This is a genomic window from Mesorhizobium sp. B2-3-2 (assembly GCF_006442295.1).
In the GTDB taxonomy this organism is placed as follows: domain Bacteria; phylum Pseudomonadota; class Alphaproteobacteria; order Rhizobiales; family Rhizobiaceae; genus Mesorhizobium.
Map to the genome: position 1 here is coordinate 277,533 of NZ_VFWA01000001.1, position 16,160 is coordinate 293,692.

Genomic DNA, 16,160 nt, shown 5'->3' on the forward strand with positions numbered 1-16,160 from the left:
ATGCCGCGGCCAGTCCGGCTACTTCTGCTTCAGCCGGCGCGGGAAACGCAGCCATTTATCGTCGACCGGCCTTGGGACCGGCCCTGGCTGTGCGAGAATGGTGGTGAGCTCGGGAGGCAGGCTCGGAACCAGCGGCTTCTTGGTGGCGACGCCATCGGCGATCGCGACGATCGAGTGGTAGAACTCGGCACCGGTGACCGATCGCGGCGCCACTGCTTCATGCATGACGCTGATTACCGTGACATCGGGGCAGTTGTCCTTGATCGCCTGGTGGAAGGCAACCTTGCCCTCCGGATCGAGTGCGCCGGTCGCCTCGTCGAGGAACAGTAGCCCGGGTTGCTGGAGCACGATGCGAGCCACCACCAGCTTCTGTTTCTGGCCGCCGGACAGGACCTGATCCCAGCTTTTGCCTTCGCGGCTTTCGTCGGCCATATGCTCGATGAAGTCGCCCAGGCCCGCTCTGTGCAGCGCGGACGCGACTTGCGCGTCGCCATGGTCGTGCTCGGAGCCCGGCAGGCAGACCAGCTGCTTCAGCGTCACCTGCTGCAGCTTGACCTCCTGGGCGGCATAGAAACTCTTCACCCCTTCGGGGAAGACGATGGTGCCGCGGCCGTAGGGCCACAGGCCGTTGATGGCCTTGATCAGCGAGGTCTTGCCGCAACCGGATTCGCCTTTCAGGAAAGTCCATTCGCCGCGCCGGAAGCGCAGGTTCGCCGCAACGAGGAAAGGCGTTGCGTCCTCGCCCTGATGCGCGAGTTCCAGCTTCTGGATGGTCAAGCCGAAAACCGGGTTCTGACTGGCGTAGCGGAAGTCGGAACGGCCGCTCTGGCTGTAGAATTCCTGGGGGTGCTGAACGTTCTCGATCGCATTGGCCAGCTCGGTGACGCGCTGGCTGTTGGCGCGCAGGGTGGCGATGGCGGGCATGACATGGATGAACCACGAACATTGGCCTATCAGCGAATTGACCAGTTCGGAGCCGGTTATGTAACCCTTGAGGTCGAAGCCGTTGTGGATGAACGGCACAAGGCCCGGCCCGTAGGCAACAATGCGGGCGCCGATGAAATTGTAGATCAGCTCGAACGACATGTAGACGGTGTTGACGATATTGAGCCGCGTCCACGTGCCGTCAATATCGCCATAGAGGCGGCCATGCATGGTTCTTTGCACGCCTTCGCCGCGCGAGGCCGCGACATGGAAACTGCGGCGCAGGAATGTCGTCAGCTCACCACGGTAACTGCCTTCGGCCTGCTGCATCCTGACATTGAGACGCTCGAGCATGCCACCGAGCTTCATCGCGATCCAGGTGTTGAGCGGCACGTAGATGGCGACCGCAAGGAGGGCGAGGATGGCGCTGCCATAGCTGCCGAGGAATTCAAGCCCCTTCACTTCGACCGAGGTTTCGAGCAGCTTCTGGCCGACGAAATACAGCGAAGTAGCGACACCCAGCACGCCCATGGCCAGTCCGATGGCGCCCCCGGTCATGTCCTTGATCGATTCCTGGACGCGCTGATCGATGTTGTCGGGGGCCGGCGCGCCATTGCCTGTCGAGGCATGCTGGGCGTGGAAATGGGTGTGGTTGCCGTCCAGCAGCGCCTCGTTGAAACGGCTGTCGAGCCAACCGCGCCATTTGCGGTGCAAGGTTGCCGAGACGAGATTGCGGATGCCGGTGAAGCCTGCGTCCTTGAGCACGACCAGCAACACCAGGATACCGGCATTGACCAAAAGCGTCTGGAGAGGGGTGGTGTTGGCGGCGTCGTGGAAGAAGGCGATCGAGTTGACCAATTCCCCGGACGCTTCTGCGAACCAGACGCCGGCCTTACTGGACAGAGCGGTGAGCAGCGCGATCACCAGCGTCAGCGTCCAGGCCTCCTTCCACCGGTCCGAGACCCAGTAGGCCCGCATCAGGCCCCAGAAGCTGCGCATCGAGGAAACCGGGGTCAGAAGCGGCCGCCTTGCGGCATCGCTGTGTAGTCCATCCGTTCCTGACTGTTGCGGTGGTCTGCCGACCCGAATCACAATCCCGCCCAAACCTTTTTTGTTTTGTTACGGATGGTAACACCAATTGATCATTTTCCATTAATTTTTATAGGGGACAGGCGACATTGAAGCGCTGGCCGTGGCTGCAGGGCAACAGGGCTGACTTTCCGAGCGTCGCGTCAAAGCCGATAAAAATCGGGTTTAAGCTAGAGATATCAGGTAATTACGCGGTATCGTGGCGCCGCGTTTCTACCTTCCCCTAGGTAAAGCGTTTGCACGAATTTGTGACCCGCTTGGCCTGCCCGGTAAGCCGGCTTTTCATCGCAGGCTAATCAAAAATTCTGGAAAACATGTCGCCCCGGACGCCTGATTCCTCGCCGGCATGTCCACGCCGGAGGTCCGGAAATGACCTGGACGCTGGCAAGCCATCGATCGACCGGACCGGCGGCATCAGCGCAGACCGCGACGCCGGGAAGCCAACGCAAGCGCGGATCCCACGGGGTCAGGCGTTGCCTCACGCCCGGGCAGGGCTGCTTTGAAAATCCTGCGTTGAGGATCGGGCTCAGTCGACTTTTTCCAGTTCGCCACGCGCCTTGGCGGCGGCTACCTGGCGGATGGCGTCGGCCAGCGTGTCGACGTCCTGCGCGCCCATCACCGCATATTTGCCCTCCAGCAGGAAGCATGGCACGCCTGATATGCCCATGCGCGAGGCGGTGGCGATTTCGGTGCGAACCGCCTCGACATCGGCATCGGTCGGCAAGAGCGTCTCGACAACGGATGCGTCCATTCCGGTCTCGCGCGCCGCCTCGACCAGCACGGCCTGATCGCCGATGTTGGCGCCTTCTTCGAAGTTCAGCTGGAACAGGCGGCGCACCAGCCGGTTCTGCACGTCTTCGCCGGCCGCACCGGCCCAGCGAATGACGCGATGGGCATCAAGCGTGTTGGGCGCGACCTTGATGGCGCCAAAAGCGAAGGAAATGCCTTCGGCTTCACCGAGCGGCTCGATACGGGCGTGAATCTGGCGAATGTGTTCGTCGCTGCCGAACTTGGCCAGCATGTACTCGCGGCGATCCTTGCCTTCCGGCGGAATGGTCGGGTCGAGCTGGAACGGCCGCCAGCGTATATGCACATCCACCTCGCCGGCGGCGGCGACCGCCTTGTCCAGCCGCTTCTGGCCGATGAAGCACCATGGGCAGACGACGTCGGATACCACGTCGACGGTGATCGCATTCGCTTGGCTCATCTCGATCTCCTGAACGTCTTGGGTGCCGTGCACTTCCGCGAGAACCGGGCTTCCACTCCTCGGGCCCATGCTCAGTTCGGCTTGCGCCACCAGGTCGGCAACTGGTAACCGAATATGGGCGTCTTTCGCGGATGGTCCAGATAATTCCAGTAAGCGATCCATTGCTGCGTGTTGTGCTGCATCGGCACCATGTAGTTGCCGGAGATCAGCAGCCGGTCGAGTACGCGCACGGCGGCGACATAATCCTCTTTCGTGCGGGCGCGCAACATGGCCTCGATCGCAGCGTCCACCGCGGGATCGGCGACGCCGGCGAGGTTGAACGAACCTTCAGCCTTGGCGGCGGAGGATGACCAACGACCGATCTGCTCGATGCCGGGCGACAGCGAATTGTTGAAGCCGCTCGAGCCGATCAGCACCTCGAAATCGAAACGCTGCTTGCGCGACTGGATCTGGTCGCCGTCGAGGCTGCGGATGGAGACATCGATGCCGATCTTTTTCAGCGTGCGCTGGTAGATGCCGGCGAGACGCTCCTCGTCCTGCGAGGCCGTCAGGATCTCGAAGCCGAAGGGTTTGCCTTCGGGGTCGAGCATCGTGCCGCCCTGCAGGTGGTAGCCAATGCTTTTCAGGAGATCGAAGGCCGCTTTCAGCACCTTGCGGTCCTGGCCCGAGCCATCGGTCACCGGCGGCCGCCAGGTTCCGTCCATGACGTCCGCCGGCACGCGTCCGGGGTAGGGCGCCAGCAACGCCTTTTCCCTGTCGTCGGCCGGATGGCCGAGCGCGGAAAGCTCGGAATTCTGCCAGTAGCTCATGGTCCGCGCGTATTTGCCGCCGAACAGGTTCTTGTTGGCCCATTCGAAGTCGTAGAGCATGCCGAGCGCGCGACGCACCACGGGATTCGAGAATTTCGGCAGCCTCGTGTTGAACAGAAAACCGGTCACGACGGGCGGAATGCCGGTGTCGAAGGTTTCGGCAACCACCTCACCTCTATGGAAGGCGGGAAAATCCAGATCGCGTTCGCGCTTAACCGGATCGCTGTCGTCGTCGATGGCGCAAAGCCCTTTCTTGAACGCCTCGAGCTTGGCATTGGCGTTGAGGAAATATTCGATGGTGATCTGGTCGTAATTGTCGAAGCCGCGCTTGGCCGGAACATCCTTGCCCCAATAATCCGGATTGCGCTTGAAGACGATGCGCTGGCCGGGTGTCACCTGTGCGATCCTGTAGGGGCCGCTGCCGATCAGTGGCTTCAGCGTGGTCCTGTCGAAAGTCTCCATGTCGAAGGCGTGCTTGGGAATGATCGGCGTCAGCGCGATGATCAGCGGAAACTCGCGATCGGCCTTGTCGTTGAAGGTGAAGCGCACGCTGTGGTCGCTGGTCTTCTCAAGCTTGGCAATCCTGGCCATGCGGTCGCTGTAGGGCGGACGGCCCTTCTGCGTGTAGGCATCATAGGTGAACAGCACGTCCTCCGGCGTCACCGGCTGGCCGTCCGACCATTTGGCATTCGGGTTGAGATGGAATTCGATGCTCTTGCGCTCGGGATCCATGTCGGCCGACTCGGCAAGCAGGCCATAGAGCGTGAAGGCCTCGTCGGCATTGCGCTGCATCAGCGGCTCGAAGACCAGATTGCCGAAGATCGTGTCCATCATGCCGCGCGCCGTGGTGCGCAGGCTCTTCAGGATGAAGGGGTTGAGATTGTCGAAACTGCCGACGACGCAATAGGTGATGCTGCCGCCCTTCGGCGCGTCGGGATTGACGTAGTCGAAATGCGCATAGTCGGGCGGTAGGGCCGGCTCACCCTGCATGGCAATTGCATATCTGGGTTGCGACGCCGCCGGCAGGGACGAAAGGACGAAAAATGATGTCGCGGTGATCAGCCAAACGAGAACGCGGCCCATGACCGTCTCCTTACCGGGTCGGCTTGATGATTCGGTGCGCACACTAGCATGAGGCACCGCCAATGTTCGTTGCCAAGAATCGCAGATTGCAGGCTGGATTCGGCACCGCTTGCAGTGTAACACGCCGTCCGAAGTCATTCTGTTGCCTCATTTCGGCAACAGGTAGCTGGACCACATGGCGCGAAGAAGCCGGTCCCCGGGATCATTTGAGAGGAAGTGCACGACATGACGAGCCTGAACAGCAATGCGTACCGCCTGTCGGTCATGGCCGCTGGCGTGATCGGCTTTCTGGGCACGGCAATTCCCGTTGCTTCCGCACAGCAGCAACAACAGATCCCGCAGGGCTGGTTCAAGGCTTGCACAAAGCAGGAAGACGTCGACATCTGCAACGTGCAGAATATCACCACCGCCGGCAACGGTCAGTTGGTCACCGGCGTGAGCCTGATCGAGCTGAAAGGCAAGGTGAACCGCAAGGTCTTCCAGGTGACGGTTCCGACCGGTCGTCTGGTCGGTGCCGGCATCGGCCTCCAGATCGATACCGGCAAGACGCAGAAGCTTGAATATGTGGTCTGCTTCCCCGACCGCTGCGTTGCGGAAGTACCGCTGACCGACCAGCTCGTCGCCTCGTTCAAGAAGGGCCAGGCGATCACCTTGACCTCGATCAATTTCCAGAACCAGCCCAATCCGATCAAGGTCGCGCTGCAGGGCTTCAGCGGCGCCTATGACGGCCCGCCGCTGCAGCAGTCGGACATCGAGGACCGGCAGAAGAAGCTCCAGGACTTCGTCGCCAAGAACAACCAGGACTTCGCCAAGAAGCTCAAGGAAGAGCAGGACAAGGCGAAGACCGCGAACTGATCGGTTCGGGCATTCTCAAAGCCACGAAAAAGCGGGGTCATGCCCCGCTTTTTTTCTGCACCTGACCTCGCTGATCAATGCCTGGACTGCCGTTTCGGCTCGTAGCGCCCGTCCGGCTTTTTGTCGAACATCTCGTTGATCTGTGGATGGCGGACCGGTTCTCCCGACTGGTCCTCAAGCAAATTCTGCTCGGACACATAGGCAATGTATTCGGTTTCCGAATTCTCGGCGAGCAGATGGTAGAACGGCTGGTCCTTGCGCGGGCGCACGTCGACGGGGATGGCCTCGTACCATTCGTCCGTATTGGCGAATTGCGGATCGACGTCGAAAATGATTCCCCGGAACGGAAACAGCCGATGGCGAACCACCTGTCCGATCGCGAATTTGGCTGTTTTCATCGTACTCACCACTGAATTCCTTAGCTTTATTTGGCGCAGACTCCGAGTCAATTCAATCCCGAAGCGTTTGTGCGTCCTCGAGCTGCCTATGATGCGGAGCAAAGATTTTGAGCGGGCGGCCGGCCATCGATGCCTGCCGGTAGCAAATGTGTTCGCAAGCTCACCGCTGGCGCGCTTGCTTCCCGAGGCCACCGCCAAGCGCCGCAAACCCGCTGCCGGGACGGAGCCCTTCGCGCATGAAGAAAGCGCGAAGCGGTGCAAAACCACCAAGCACGCCGAGCCCGGCGCCGCGCGCCATCTGCGCCGGCAACATGTCGGAAAGCAGCGACATGTTCAGCAGATTGACCGCGCTGCTGCGCGCCAGAATATCGGGCCGGCGCTTGAAGTCATAGACGGCGAGGGCTTTCGCGGCCCCGGGGTCTTCATAATTTTCATTCGCGATTCCAATAAGATCGTCGATATCCCTAATGCCAAGGTTAAGCCCTTGTGCGCCGATCGGGGGAAATACGTGGGCGGCTTCGCCGACAAGCGCCACCCGGTCGCGCGCAAAACGCAGCGGCGTCGCGGTTGCGAGCGGATAGACCTGCCGGCCCGGCTCGACCGTGACCCGGCCCAGCATGGACTGCATCCGCTGTTCGACCCGCAGCGACAACGTCGCATCATCCAGCGCAGCGAGTTCCTTGGCGGTCTCGGGCTTTACCACCCAGACCAGACTCGAGCGGTTGCCGGGCAGCGGAACCTGCGTGAACGGACCGGTTTCGGTATGGAACTCGGTCGAGGTAAAGGCATGGTCGCGGCCGTGGGAGAAGTTGAGCACCAGCGCTGCCTGGGGATAAGTCCGTGCGGCGGTCGAGATGCCCGCCGCCTGACGCGCCGGCGACAGGCGTCCGTCGGCGGCAACCGCCAGGGATGCTTCGATCACGCTGCCGTCGGCGAGGGCCGCGCGAGCCTTGTCCGCGCCGAGATGCCAGGCGTCGACCATGGATGTCAGCCACGCGATCCCGGAATGCGCGCCGACCCTGCCGGCGAGCGCGGGAATGAGGACGCTGTTGGGCAGGTTGAGCCCGAACTGATCCTCGTCGATCTCGCTGGCGCGGAAGGTGACGACCGGACTGCGGATCAACCGGCTTGTCGCGTCGACGATGCGCATCACCTTGAGGGGCGCGGCCTGTGGCCTGATGTCGGCGAGGACGCCCAGCCGCTCAAGCACCTTCAAAGCAGGGTTCATCAGCGCCGTCGTGCGGCCATCGGGGGCGGATGCCTCCGGCCCGACGAGCGTCACCGGGAAGCCGGCGTCGGCGAAACCGAGCGCGGCGATCAACCCTGCGGGGCCCGTGCCTGCGATGAGTATCCGTGCTGTTTTCTGATGCTCCAAGATCGGCTTCCGGCTTGCAATGCGAGGCAGCCCACGCGCCCCGCCATTCGATGAGCATATAGGTCAGGTCATAAGGCTTGATCAACGTGGCGATTCGGCCCATTCGAATGTCATGACCGGCCGTCAGGACGATTTCAGCCATCTCGACAGCGCAGGCCGTGCGACGGCCGATATCGCGCGCAACCCGCGTTTGACGGTGAACCTCGTTGTCGGCGCCGGCATCCTGCTTGCCTGGCTTTCCCTGGCCGCAATGGCGATCCGCGCCGCGGAGGGACGCGCCGCGGGTATCGGCGCGCCCGGCGACGCGTTGTTGAAAACCCTGCCGCAGCTGCCGTTGCCCGATTCCCTGGCCCGGTTCTTCGCCCTCTGCCTCTCGGCCGCGCCCCTGGACGGAGATATCGGCCCGCGCGCCGGTGCGCTGACGGCAATGTGGTTCCTGATGGCGACCGCAACGATGCTGCCCTCGGCGGCGCCGATGATCCGAACCTATTGCGAGATCGCCGATACGGCCAGGATCAGGCATGAGCCGGTTGTCCATCCGCTGGTGCTGGTATCAGGCTATCTCTCGATATGGCTGGCCGCCTCGGCGGGGTTTGCGGCGCTGACGCTCGCCCTCGATGCGTTCGCCTCGTCAGGCCAGATGCTCGATCCGGTCCTGGGCATTGCCGGTGCCGTCGCCCTGCTGGTTGCCGGGTTCTACCAGTTCAGCGGCTTGAAGGAGGCCTGCCTGAAGAAATGCAGGAACCCGTTCGCGATCCTGTTTTCCAACTGGAGCGCGCGGCCTACAGCCATTTTCCGGCTCGGCGTCGCGCAAGGCGTCTGGTGCCTTGGCTGTTGCTGGGCACTGATGCTGGTGATGTTCGCCGTGGGCGTGATGAACGTCTTCTGGATGGCGCTGATCGGCCTGTTCACCCTGATCGAAAAACAAGCCGCAAGCAGGCTTCCAACCCGGCTGGCCGGTGCGATACTGCTTGTCTGGGCGGCCGCGCTGCTATTAGTCTCGCTATGAGTGGGGGAAACTCGATGACGGATCCGAGCTGGGCAATGAAAGGGGAGCTCGTACTCTCCTGCAATTGCACGGTTTTTTGCCCTTGCGTGCTGTCGCTGGGCAGCCATCCTCCGACCGAAGGCTACTGCCAGACCTGGGCGGGTTTCCGTATCGATGCCGGTCATTTCGGAGAGGTCGACCTGTCAGGCCTCAATCTCGGGCTGATCATGGAAATCCCCGGCTACATGAGCCGCGGCAACTGGACCGCCGGCCTGTTCATCGACATCAGGGCCTCGATCTACGCGGTAAAGGCGTTGACGAAGATCTTCACCGGCAAGGCGGGCGGGACCACCTCGCTGCTTTCGATCCTCGTCGGCAAATTTCTCGGCGTCGAACAAGTGCCGATCACCTATGAGACACGCGACAAGACGCGTATCTTCCAGATACCGAAGATCATCGACGGGGCGGTCACGCCAATTGTCGGCAAGGACCGCGACAAGGACACGGTGATCAGCAATTCGGAATACTGGATCGCGCCGGAGATCATCGTGGCCAAGTCCGACAAGAGCAAGATGCGAGCCTTTGGCCGCAACTGGAATTTCGGCGGCCGTTCAGCCGAAATCTGCAAGCTGGACTGGCAGGGTCCGTGAGCAAGAACACAACGGCCAGGAAAGCCGCCAAGAAAATCGCCGACCGGATTCCGCGGCCGAAGAAGAAAGTCACCTGGCCGCAGGCGAGGGCCTTCTCCGTCCATCTGCTGACCGCGTCGGGCTCGTTCCTCGCCTTCCTGTCGCTGGTGGCGGCGAGCGAGGAACGCTGGACGGCCATGTTCTGGTGGCTGGGGCTGGCGCTGTTCGTCGACGGCATAGACGGGCCGATCGCGCGTAAGCTCGATGTCAAGGATATCCTCCCGACATGGTCGGGGGAGCTCCTCGACAATATCATCGATTATGTCACCTATGTTCTGATCCCGGCCTTCGCGCTCTATCAGCGCGGCTTCATGGGCGAGGGCCTGTCGTTCCTGTCGGCGGCCATCATCGTGGTGTCCAGCGCGATCTACTATGCGGACACCGGCATGAAGACGAAGGAGAATTTCTTCAAGGGATTTCCGGTCGTCTGGAACATGGTGGTGTTCACGCTGTTTGTCATCGAGCCGGGGCAATGGGTCTCGTTCGCGGTGGTGGTTGTGGCCGGCATTTTGACGTTCGTGCCGATCAATTTCATTCATCCGGTGCGGGTGGTGCGGCTGCGGCCCATCAATCTCGCAATGACGCTTCTGTGGTGCGCTTTCGGCGCGCTGGCGCTGGCGCAGGCGGCTCTCGCGGCCTTTTATGACCAGATCGGCGTGCTGGGCGCGCAGGTCAGCACCTTCATAAAGATTGGCATTACCGTTACGGGGCTCTATCTCGCCTGTATCGGCGGCATCATGCAGTTCTTTCCAAATCTCGGTGCCAAGAAAGCCTGATCGGCCATTTCTCAAGGAAGCCTACCATGCCCAAAGCAATCCGCATCCACGCCCATGGCGGTCCGGAAGTCCTGGCCTATGAGGACACCGATCCCGGGCAACCGGGATCGGGGCAGATCCTGGTCAGGCACACGGCAATCGGTCTCAATTTCATCGACGTCTATCATCGCTCCGGTCTCTATCCGCCGCCCGGCGGGTTTCCGCTCATCCCCGGCAGCGAAGCCGCCGGTTTGGTGCTGGCAGTGGGCGAGGGCGTCGACTGGCTGAAGCCGGGCGACCGGATCGCCTATGCCGTCACCACAGGCGCTTATGCGCAGGAGCGCGTCATCGATGCCAGCAAGGTCGTCAAGGTGCCGGAGGGCATCAGCGACGAGCAGGCGGCAGCGATGATGCTGAAAGGCATGACCGCCGAATATCTCTTGCGCAGGACCTTCAAGGTCAAGGCAGGCGACACCATCCTGTTCCATGCGGCAGCCGGCGGCGTCGGGCTCATTCTCGGCCAATGGGCGAAGCATCTGGGCGCGACCGTTATCGGCACGGCAAGCTCGACCGACAAGATCGAGCTCGCCAAGGCACACGGCTTCGACCATGTCATCAACTACAAGGAGCAGGATTTCGTCGCCGGCGTCGCGGCCATCACCGGCGGCAGGAAATGCGACGTCGTCTACGATTCCGTCGGCAACGACACATTCCCGGCCTCGCTCGACTGCCTGAAGCCGCTCGGCATGTTCGTCAGCTTCGGCCAGTCCTCGGGTCCGATCCCGCCATTCTCGATGTCGCTGCTGGCGCAGAAAGGGTCCTTGTTCGCCACAAGGCCGACATTGTTCGTCTACAACGCAAAACGCGAGGATCTGGACGCCTCGGCCGCGGCCCTGTTCAATGTCGTGCTTAGCGGCGCCGTCGAGATCAAGATCAACCAGCGTTATGCACTCAAGGACGCGGGCAAAGCTCACGCGGATCTTGAAGGCCGCCGGACCACGGGCACGACCATACTGGTTCCCTGACGGGAACTGCCCTGGTTTTCAGCTCTCTGCCGCAGGTGCGGGCACGGTTTGCGCGAAAAGCCGGCCCGCTGCATGGTTGCATGAAGAAGGCTGATCTTTACCCTTGAGTTTCCGCTGAAATTCTTGAAGCTCTTTCAAGTCGAGTGCTGCTTTCGCATGGGAGCTGGCCGCGCATACGATGCTTGCGGGAACACAGAACATATCCGGGAACCCGGATGGGAGGCACTGTGAGTGCAAATCATAACGGAGCGAATCTGCTTGAGGTTCGCGGCCTTACCAAGATTTTCGGCACGCTGACGGCGTGCGATCATGTCGACCTCGACATCGCCAAGGGTGAGATCCACGCGCTGCTCGGCGAGAACGGCGCGGGCAAATCGACGCTGGTCAAGATGCTGTTCGGCTCGCTGGAACCCAATTCCGGCGAGATCTTCTGGAATGGCCAGGCCGTCCGAATTACCAGCCCGGGCGTCGCGAAAAAGCTCGGCATCGGCATGGTGTTCCAGCACTTTTCGCTGTTTGAGGCACTGACGGCGGCCGAGAACATCGCGCTTTCCCTGGATGACGGTTCGCCGATCAGCAGCATCGCGGCCAAGGCGAGGGCGCTTTCCTACAGCTACGGCCTGCCGCTCGATCCTGAATCGCTGGTCGGCGACCTGTCGGTGGGCGAGCGCCAGCGCATCGAGATCATCCGCTGCCTTTTGCAGACGCCGCAACTCATCATCCTCGACGAGCCGACTTCGGTACTGACGCCGCAGGAGGCCGACAAGCTGTTCGAGACGCTCGAACGTCTGCGCTCGGAAGGCAAATCGATCCTGTACATCTCGCACCGGCTGGAGGAGGTCAAACGCATCTGCGACCGCGCCACCGTGCTGCGGCACGGCAAGGTGGTGGGCCACTGCAATCCGCGCGAGGAAACAGCCTCGTCGCTGGCCCGCATGATGGTCGGCAACGAAGTGCAGGCTGTGGTGCGGGCGCCGGTCGCGGGCATCGAAACAGCGCAGTCCCTGCTCGAAATCCGCAGCCTCAGCCGCAAGCCGGCGACGCCGTTTTCGATCCCGCTGAAGAACATCAACCTCGCCGTCCGCGCCGGCGAGGTGATCGGCATCGCCGGCGTCGCCGGCAACGGCCAGGGCGAGTTCTTCGAATCCGTTTCCGGCGAAGTCCTGCAGCCGGATGCTGCCTCGGTGCGCATCCGCGGCAAGGATGCAGGCAGCCTCAGCATCACCGGGCGCCGGCTGCTGGGCGCCGCCTTCGTGCCGGAAGAGCGCCTCGGCCATGGTGCCGCGCCGCGCATGAGACTCTCGGAAAACCTGCTCCTGTCGCGCCATGCCACCGACGGCAGGACCTTTGTCGGCACGGGCGGAATGGTCAAGAGCGGCACCGTCTACGCCGCCGCGCAGCGCATCATCGAGACGATGGACGTGCGCAAGAGCGCGCCCGATCCGGAGGCGGCAGCGCTGTCCGGCGGCAATCTGCAGAAATTCATCGTCGGCCGCGAACTCGACCGCAGGCCTGACGTCATGGTGGTCAACCAGCCGACATGGGGTGTCGATGCAGGCGCCGCCGCCCATATCCGCCAGGCACTGATCGAACTGTCCCGCAGCGGCTCGGCGGTGCTGGTCATCAGCCAGGATCTCGACGAGCTGTTCGAGATATCGGATGCGATCGCGGTGATGCACAATGGCGAACTGTCCAGGCCGCTGCCGATCGCCGAAGCGACCTTCGAAAAGATCGGCCTGCTGATGGGCGGCGCCGAACCAGGCCACGCCGAACACACGCTGGAGACGGCATGATGCGCCTCGAACTCGTCAAACGGCCGCAGCGCTCGGCGCTGTTTTCGATGCTGTCGCCATTCATCGCCTTCGCGCTGACGATCATCGCGGGCGGTATCATGTTCGCGCTGCTCGGGGTCAATCCGTTCAGCGCGTTCAACATCTATTTCATCGAACCGATCAGCCAGGTCTGGCAACTGCACGAGCTGGCGATCAAGGCGGCGCCGCTGATCCTGATCGCGGTCGGCCTGTCGGTCTGCTACAAGGCCAACATCTGGAACATCGGCGCCGAAGGCCAGTTCATCTTCGGCGCCATCTTCGGCTCGGCCGTTCCGGTGCTGTTTCCTGGGTTCGAGGGCCCATTGGTGCTGCCGTTGATGCTTCTGCTGGGCATGGTCGGCGGTGCCGCCTACGCGGCTATCCCCGCATTTCTGAAAACCCGCTTCAGCACCAACGAGATCCTGACGAGCCTGATGCTGGTCTATGTGGCACAGCTCTTCCTCGACTGGCTGGTGCGCGGACCGTGGCGCGACCCGCAGGGCCATGGCTTCCCGCAGACCATCCAGTTCGGCGACTCGGCCATCCTGCCGGAGCTGATGCCCGATGCCGGCCGCGCCAATTGGGGTTTCGTGTTCGCGCTGGTCGCGGCGGTGCTGGTGTGGCTGATGATGAGCCGAATGCTCAAGGGTTTCGAGGTCCGCGTGCTCGGCTCCAGTCCGCGGGCAGGGCGCTTCGCCGGCTTCGGCCTCAACCGCATGGTCTTCTTCGCCTTCCTGTTGTCGGGCGCGCTGGCCGGGCTTGCCGGCATATCGGAAGTTTCCGGCGCCATCGGGCAACTTCAGCCCGTCATTTCGCCCGGCTACGGTTTCACCGCCATCATCGTGGCGTTCCTTGGCCGCCTCAATCCGCTCGGCATCGTCGCGGCGGGCCTGGTGCTGGCCTTGACCTATCTCGGCGGCGAGGCGGTGCAAAGCGCGCTCGGCATCTCCGACAAGGTGGCGCGCGTGTTCCAGGGCATGCTGCTGTTCTTCGTGCTCGGATGCGACACGCTCATCCATTACCGCATCCGGCTGATCGGTCTGGCGCTGACCAAATCGGAGAGTGCCGCGAAGCTCGAGGCCGCGCCAAAGTTGAAGGAAGCCCGCTGATGGACATCACCGTCAACATCCTCCTGACCATCGCCACGGCGGCGACGCCGCTGCTCATTGCCGCGATCGGGGAACTGGTGGTCGAGCGCTCCGGGGTGCTCAACCTTGGCGTCGAAGGCATGATGATCATGGGCGCGGTCGGCGGTTTCGGCGCAGGCTATCTGACCGGCTCGCCCTGGATCGGGCTCTTGGCGGCCATCGCCATGGGCGCGCTGTTCTCGCTGCTGTTTGCCGTCATGACGCTGTCGCTGGCCACCAACCAGGTGGCGACCGGCCTGTCGCTGACGCTGCTCGGCCTCGGCCTCTCCGGCATGATGGGAACCAGTTTCGTCGGCCAGCCCGGCGTCAGGCTGCCGAACCTGTATATACCCGGCCTCAGCGACATTCCCGTCGTGGGCCGGCTGCTGTTCGGCCAGGATCCGGTCTTCTACATTTCCATCGCACTGACGGCCGCCGTGATGTGGTTCCTGTTCAGGACGCGCACCGGGCTGACACTACGCTCGATCGGCGACAGTCACGCCTCGGCGCATGCGCTCGGCATCAAGGTCATCCGCTACCGTTATCTCTCGGTGATCTTCGGCGGCGCCTGCGCCGGTCTTGCCGGCGGCCATCTCTCGCTGGTCTACACGCCACAGTGGGTCGAGAACATGAGCGCGGGCCGCGGCTGGATCGCGCTTGCGCTGGTGGTGTTCGCGTCCTGGCGGCCGTGGCGGGTGCTGGCGGGCGCCTATATCTTCGGCGCGGTGTGGATCGGTCAGCTTCATGCACAGGCTTTTGGCATTCCAGTGCCTTCGCAACTGCTTTCTTCGTTGCCCTATCTGGCGACGGTCGTGGTTCTCGTTCTAATCTCGCGCAACAAGCGTCTGACGATGATGAACACACCGGCTTCCTTGGGGCAGCCATTCGTTCCGGATCGTTGACAACAATAACAAGACGGGAAGCTCCAAGGCTTAACTCAGAGAGGTAACACGATGAAAAAACTGCTTATTGCCCTGATGACGACGACAGCGGCATTTTCGCTGGCCGCGTCCGCGGAGGCCGCCGACAAGCTGAAGGCATGCTGGGTCTATACAGGCCCGATCGGCGACTTCGGCTATTCCTACCAGCACGACCAGGGCCGCCTCGAAGTCGAAAAGGCGCTCGGCGACAAGGTCGAGACCGCCTATCTGGAGAACGTCTCCGAAGGCCCCGATGCCGACCGCGCTTTCGAGCGTCTGGCGCGCGAGGGCTGCAAGATCATCTTCGGCACGTCCTTCGGCTTCATGGACGCCGAAGTGAAGGTCGCCAAGAAGTTCCCCAAGGTGATGTTCGAGCACGCCACCGGCTACAAGACGGCGGACAATCTCGGCATCTACAATGCGCGCTTCTATGAAGGCCGCTATGTGCTCGGCCAGATCGCGGCCAAGGAATCGAAGTCCGGCGTCGCCGGCTACATCGTCTCCTTCCCGATCCCGGAAGTGGTGATGGGCATCAACTCCTTCATGCTCGGCGCGCAGTCGATCAATCCGAATTTCAAGGCCAAGATCGTCTGGGTGAATTCCTGGTTCGATCCGGGCAAGGAAGCCGACGCGGCCAAGGCCCTGTTCGACCAGGGAGCCGACATCATCGTCCAGCACACGGATTCGACCGCGGCACTGCAAGTGGCCGAGGAGCGCAAGCTGCACGGCTTCGGCCAGTCCTCCGACATGATCAAGTTCGCGCCGCACGCGCAGCTGACCTCGCTGACAGACGAATGGGGGCCCTATTATATCAGCCGCGTCCAGGCGGCCATCGACGGCACCTGGAAGCCGGACAATGTCTGGCTCGGCATCAAGGACGGCGCGGTGAAACTCGCGCCCTACACCAACATGCCCGACGACGTGAAGGCGATGGCCGAGGCGACCGAGAAGAAGATCGCCGGCGGCTGGAACCCCTTCACCGGACCGATCGCCAAGCAGGACGGCTCGCCATGGCTGAAGGACGGCGAGGTCGCCGATGACGGCACGCTGCTCGGCATGAATTTCTACGTCAAGGGCGTCGACGACAAGTTGCCGCAATAGGCTC

The 16,160-nt window shown here is 62.4% G+C and carries 14 protein-coding genes; 9 read left to right on the forward strand and 5 right to left on the reverse strand.

Annotated elements, in window-relative coordinates; genetic code table 11:
* Nucleotides 1-18: 18 nt before the first annotated feature.
* From FJ964_RS01305 to FJ964_RS01315, 3 genes are all read right to left on the reverse strand, one after another.
* A complete protein-coding gene (locus tag FJ964_RS01305) occupies nt 19-1,923 on the reverse strand; it encodes an ABC transporter ATP-binding protein/permease (RefSeq protein ID WP_181172328.1) in 1,905 nt (634 codons plus the stop codon).
* 616 nt (nt 1,924-2,539) lie between these two features.
* The gene (locus FJ964_RS01310; RefSeq protein ID WP_140548506.1) at nt 2,540-3,220 is read right to left on the reverse strand and encodes a DsbA family protein; all 681 of its coding nucleotides are present in this window, start codon (nt 3,218-3,220) and stop codon (nt 2,540-2,542) included.
* A 71-nt stretch (nt 3,221-3,291) separates the two neighbouring features.
* Complete coding sequence (locus FJ964_RS01315) at nt 3,292-5,112, reverse strand: extracellular solute-binding protein (protein WP_140548508.1); 1,821 nt, start codon at nt 5,110-5,112, stop codon at nt 3,292-3,294.
* A 225-nt stretch (nt 5,113-5,337) separates the two neighbouring features.
* On the opposite strand from FJ964_RS01315, the gene FJ964_RS01320 reads away from it, so the two are divergent.
* The gene (locus FJ964_RS01320) at nt 5,338-5,967 is read left to right on the forward strand and encodes an invasion associated locus B family protein (protein ID WP_140548510.1); all 630 of its coding nucleotides are present in this window, start codon (nt 5,338-5,340) and stop codon (nt 5,965-5,967) included.
* Nucleotides 5,968-6,041: 74 nt separating this feature from the next.
* On the opposite strand, the gene hspQ is transcribed toward FJ964_RS01320, so the two are convergent.
* On the reverse strand, nt 6,042-6,365 hold the full coding sequence (gene hspQ / locus FJ964_RS01325; RefSeq protein WP_181169261.1) for a heat shock protein HspQ: 324 nt from the start codon (nt 6,363-6,365) through the stop codon (nt 6,042-6,044).
* Between the two features lie 160 nt (nt 6,366-6,525).
* Entirely contained in the window at nt 6,526-7,740 is a 1,215-nt protein-coding gene (locus FJ964_RS01330; RefSeq protein ID WP_140548512.1) for a UbiH/UbiF family hydroxylase, read from the reverse strand.
* 112 nt (nt 7,741-7,852) lie between these two features.
* Here FJ964_RS01330 and FJ964_RS01335 point away from each other — a divergent pair, with 112 nt between their 5' ends.
* The 8 genes from FJ964_RS01335 to FJ964_RS01370 all read left to right on the forward strand — a co-directional run bounded on the left by FJ964_RS01335 (nt 7,853) and on the right by FJ964_RS01370 (nt 16,156).
* Nucleotides 7,853-8,749, forward strand: coding sequence for a DUF2182 domain-containing protein (locus FJ964_RS01335; protein WP_181172329.1), 897 nt, complete (start codon nt 7,853-7,855; stop codon nt 8,747-8,749).
* Between the two features lie 14 nt (nt 8,750-8,763).
* On the forward strand, nt 8,764-9,378 hold the full coding sequence (locus tag FJ964_RS01340) for a DUF1326 domain-containing protein (RefSeq protein ID WP_140548513.1): 615 nt from the start codon (nt 8,764-8,766) through the stop codon (nt 9,376-9,378).
* Nucleotides 9,375-10,193, forward strand: coding sequence for a phosphatidylcholine synthase (gene pcsA, locus FJ964_RS01345; RefSeq protein WP_140548514.1), 819 nt, complete (start codon nt 9,375-9,377; stop codon nt 10,191-10,193). The genes FJ964_RS01340 and pcsA overlap by 4 nt, the downstream gene beginning before the upstream one ends.
* Before the next feature lie 26 nt (nt 10,194-10,219).
* Nucleotides 10,220-11,197 carry a quinone oxidoreductase gene (locus tag FJ964_RS01350; protein ID WP_140548516.1) on the forward strand — a complete coding sequence of 326 codons (978 nt, stop codon included), beginning with the start codon at nt 10,220-10,222 and terminating at the stop codon, nt 11,195-11,197.
* A 215-nt stretch (nt 11,198-11,412) separates the two neighbouring features.
* Nucleotides 11,413-12,990 carry an ABC transporter ATP-binding protein gene (locus FJ964_RS01355; protein WP_181172330.1) on the forward strand — a complete coding sequence of 526 codons (1,578 nt, stop codon included), beginning with the start codon at nt 11,413-11,415 and terminating at the stop codon, nt 12,988-12,990.
* The gene (locus FJ964_RS01360) at nt 12,987-14,117 is read left to right on the forward strand and encodes an ABC transporter permease (RefSeq protein ID WP_140548520.1); all 1,131 of its coding nucleotides are present in this window, start codon (nt 12,987-12,989) and stop codon (nt 14,115-14,117) included. The genes FJ964_RS01355 and FJ964_RS01360 overlap by 4 nt, the downstream gene beginning before the upstream one ends.
* Nucleotides 14,117-15,037, forward strand: coding sequence for an ABC transporter permease (locus FJ964_RS01365; protein WP_140548522.1), 921 nt, complete (start codon nt 14,117-14,119; stop codon nt 15,035-15,037). The genes FJ964_RS01360 and FJ964_RS01365 overlap by 1 nt, the downstream gene beginning before the upstream one ends.
* 51 nt (nt 15,038-15,088) lie before the next feature.
* Entirely contained in the window at nt 15,089-16,156 is a 1,068-nt protein-coding gene (locus FJ964_RS01370; RefSeq protein ID WP_140548524.1) for a BMP family ABC transporter substrate-binding protein, read from the forward strand.
* Nucleotides 16,157-16,160 lie beyond the last annotated feature (4 nt).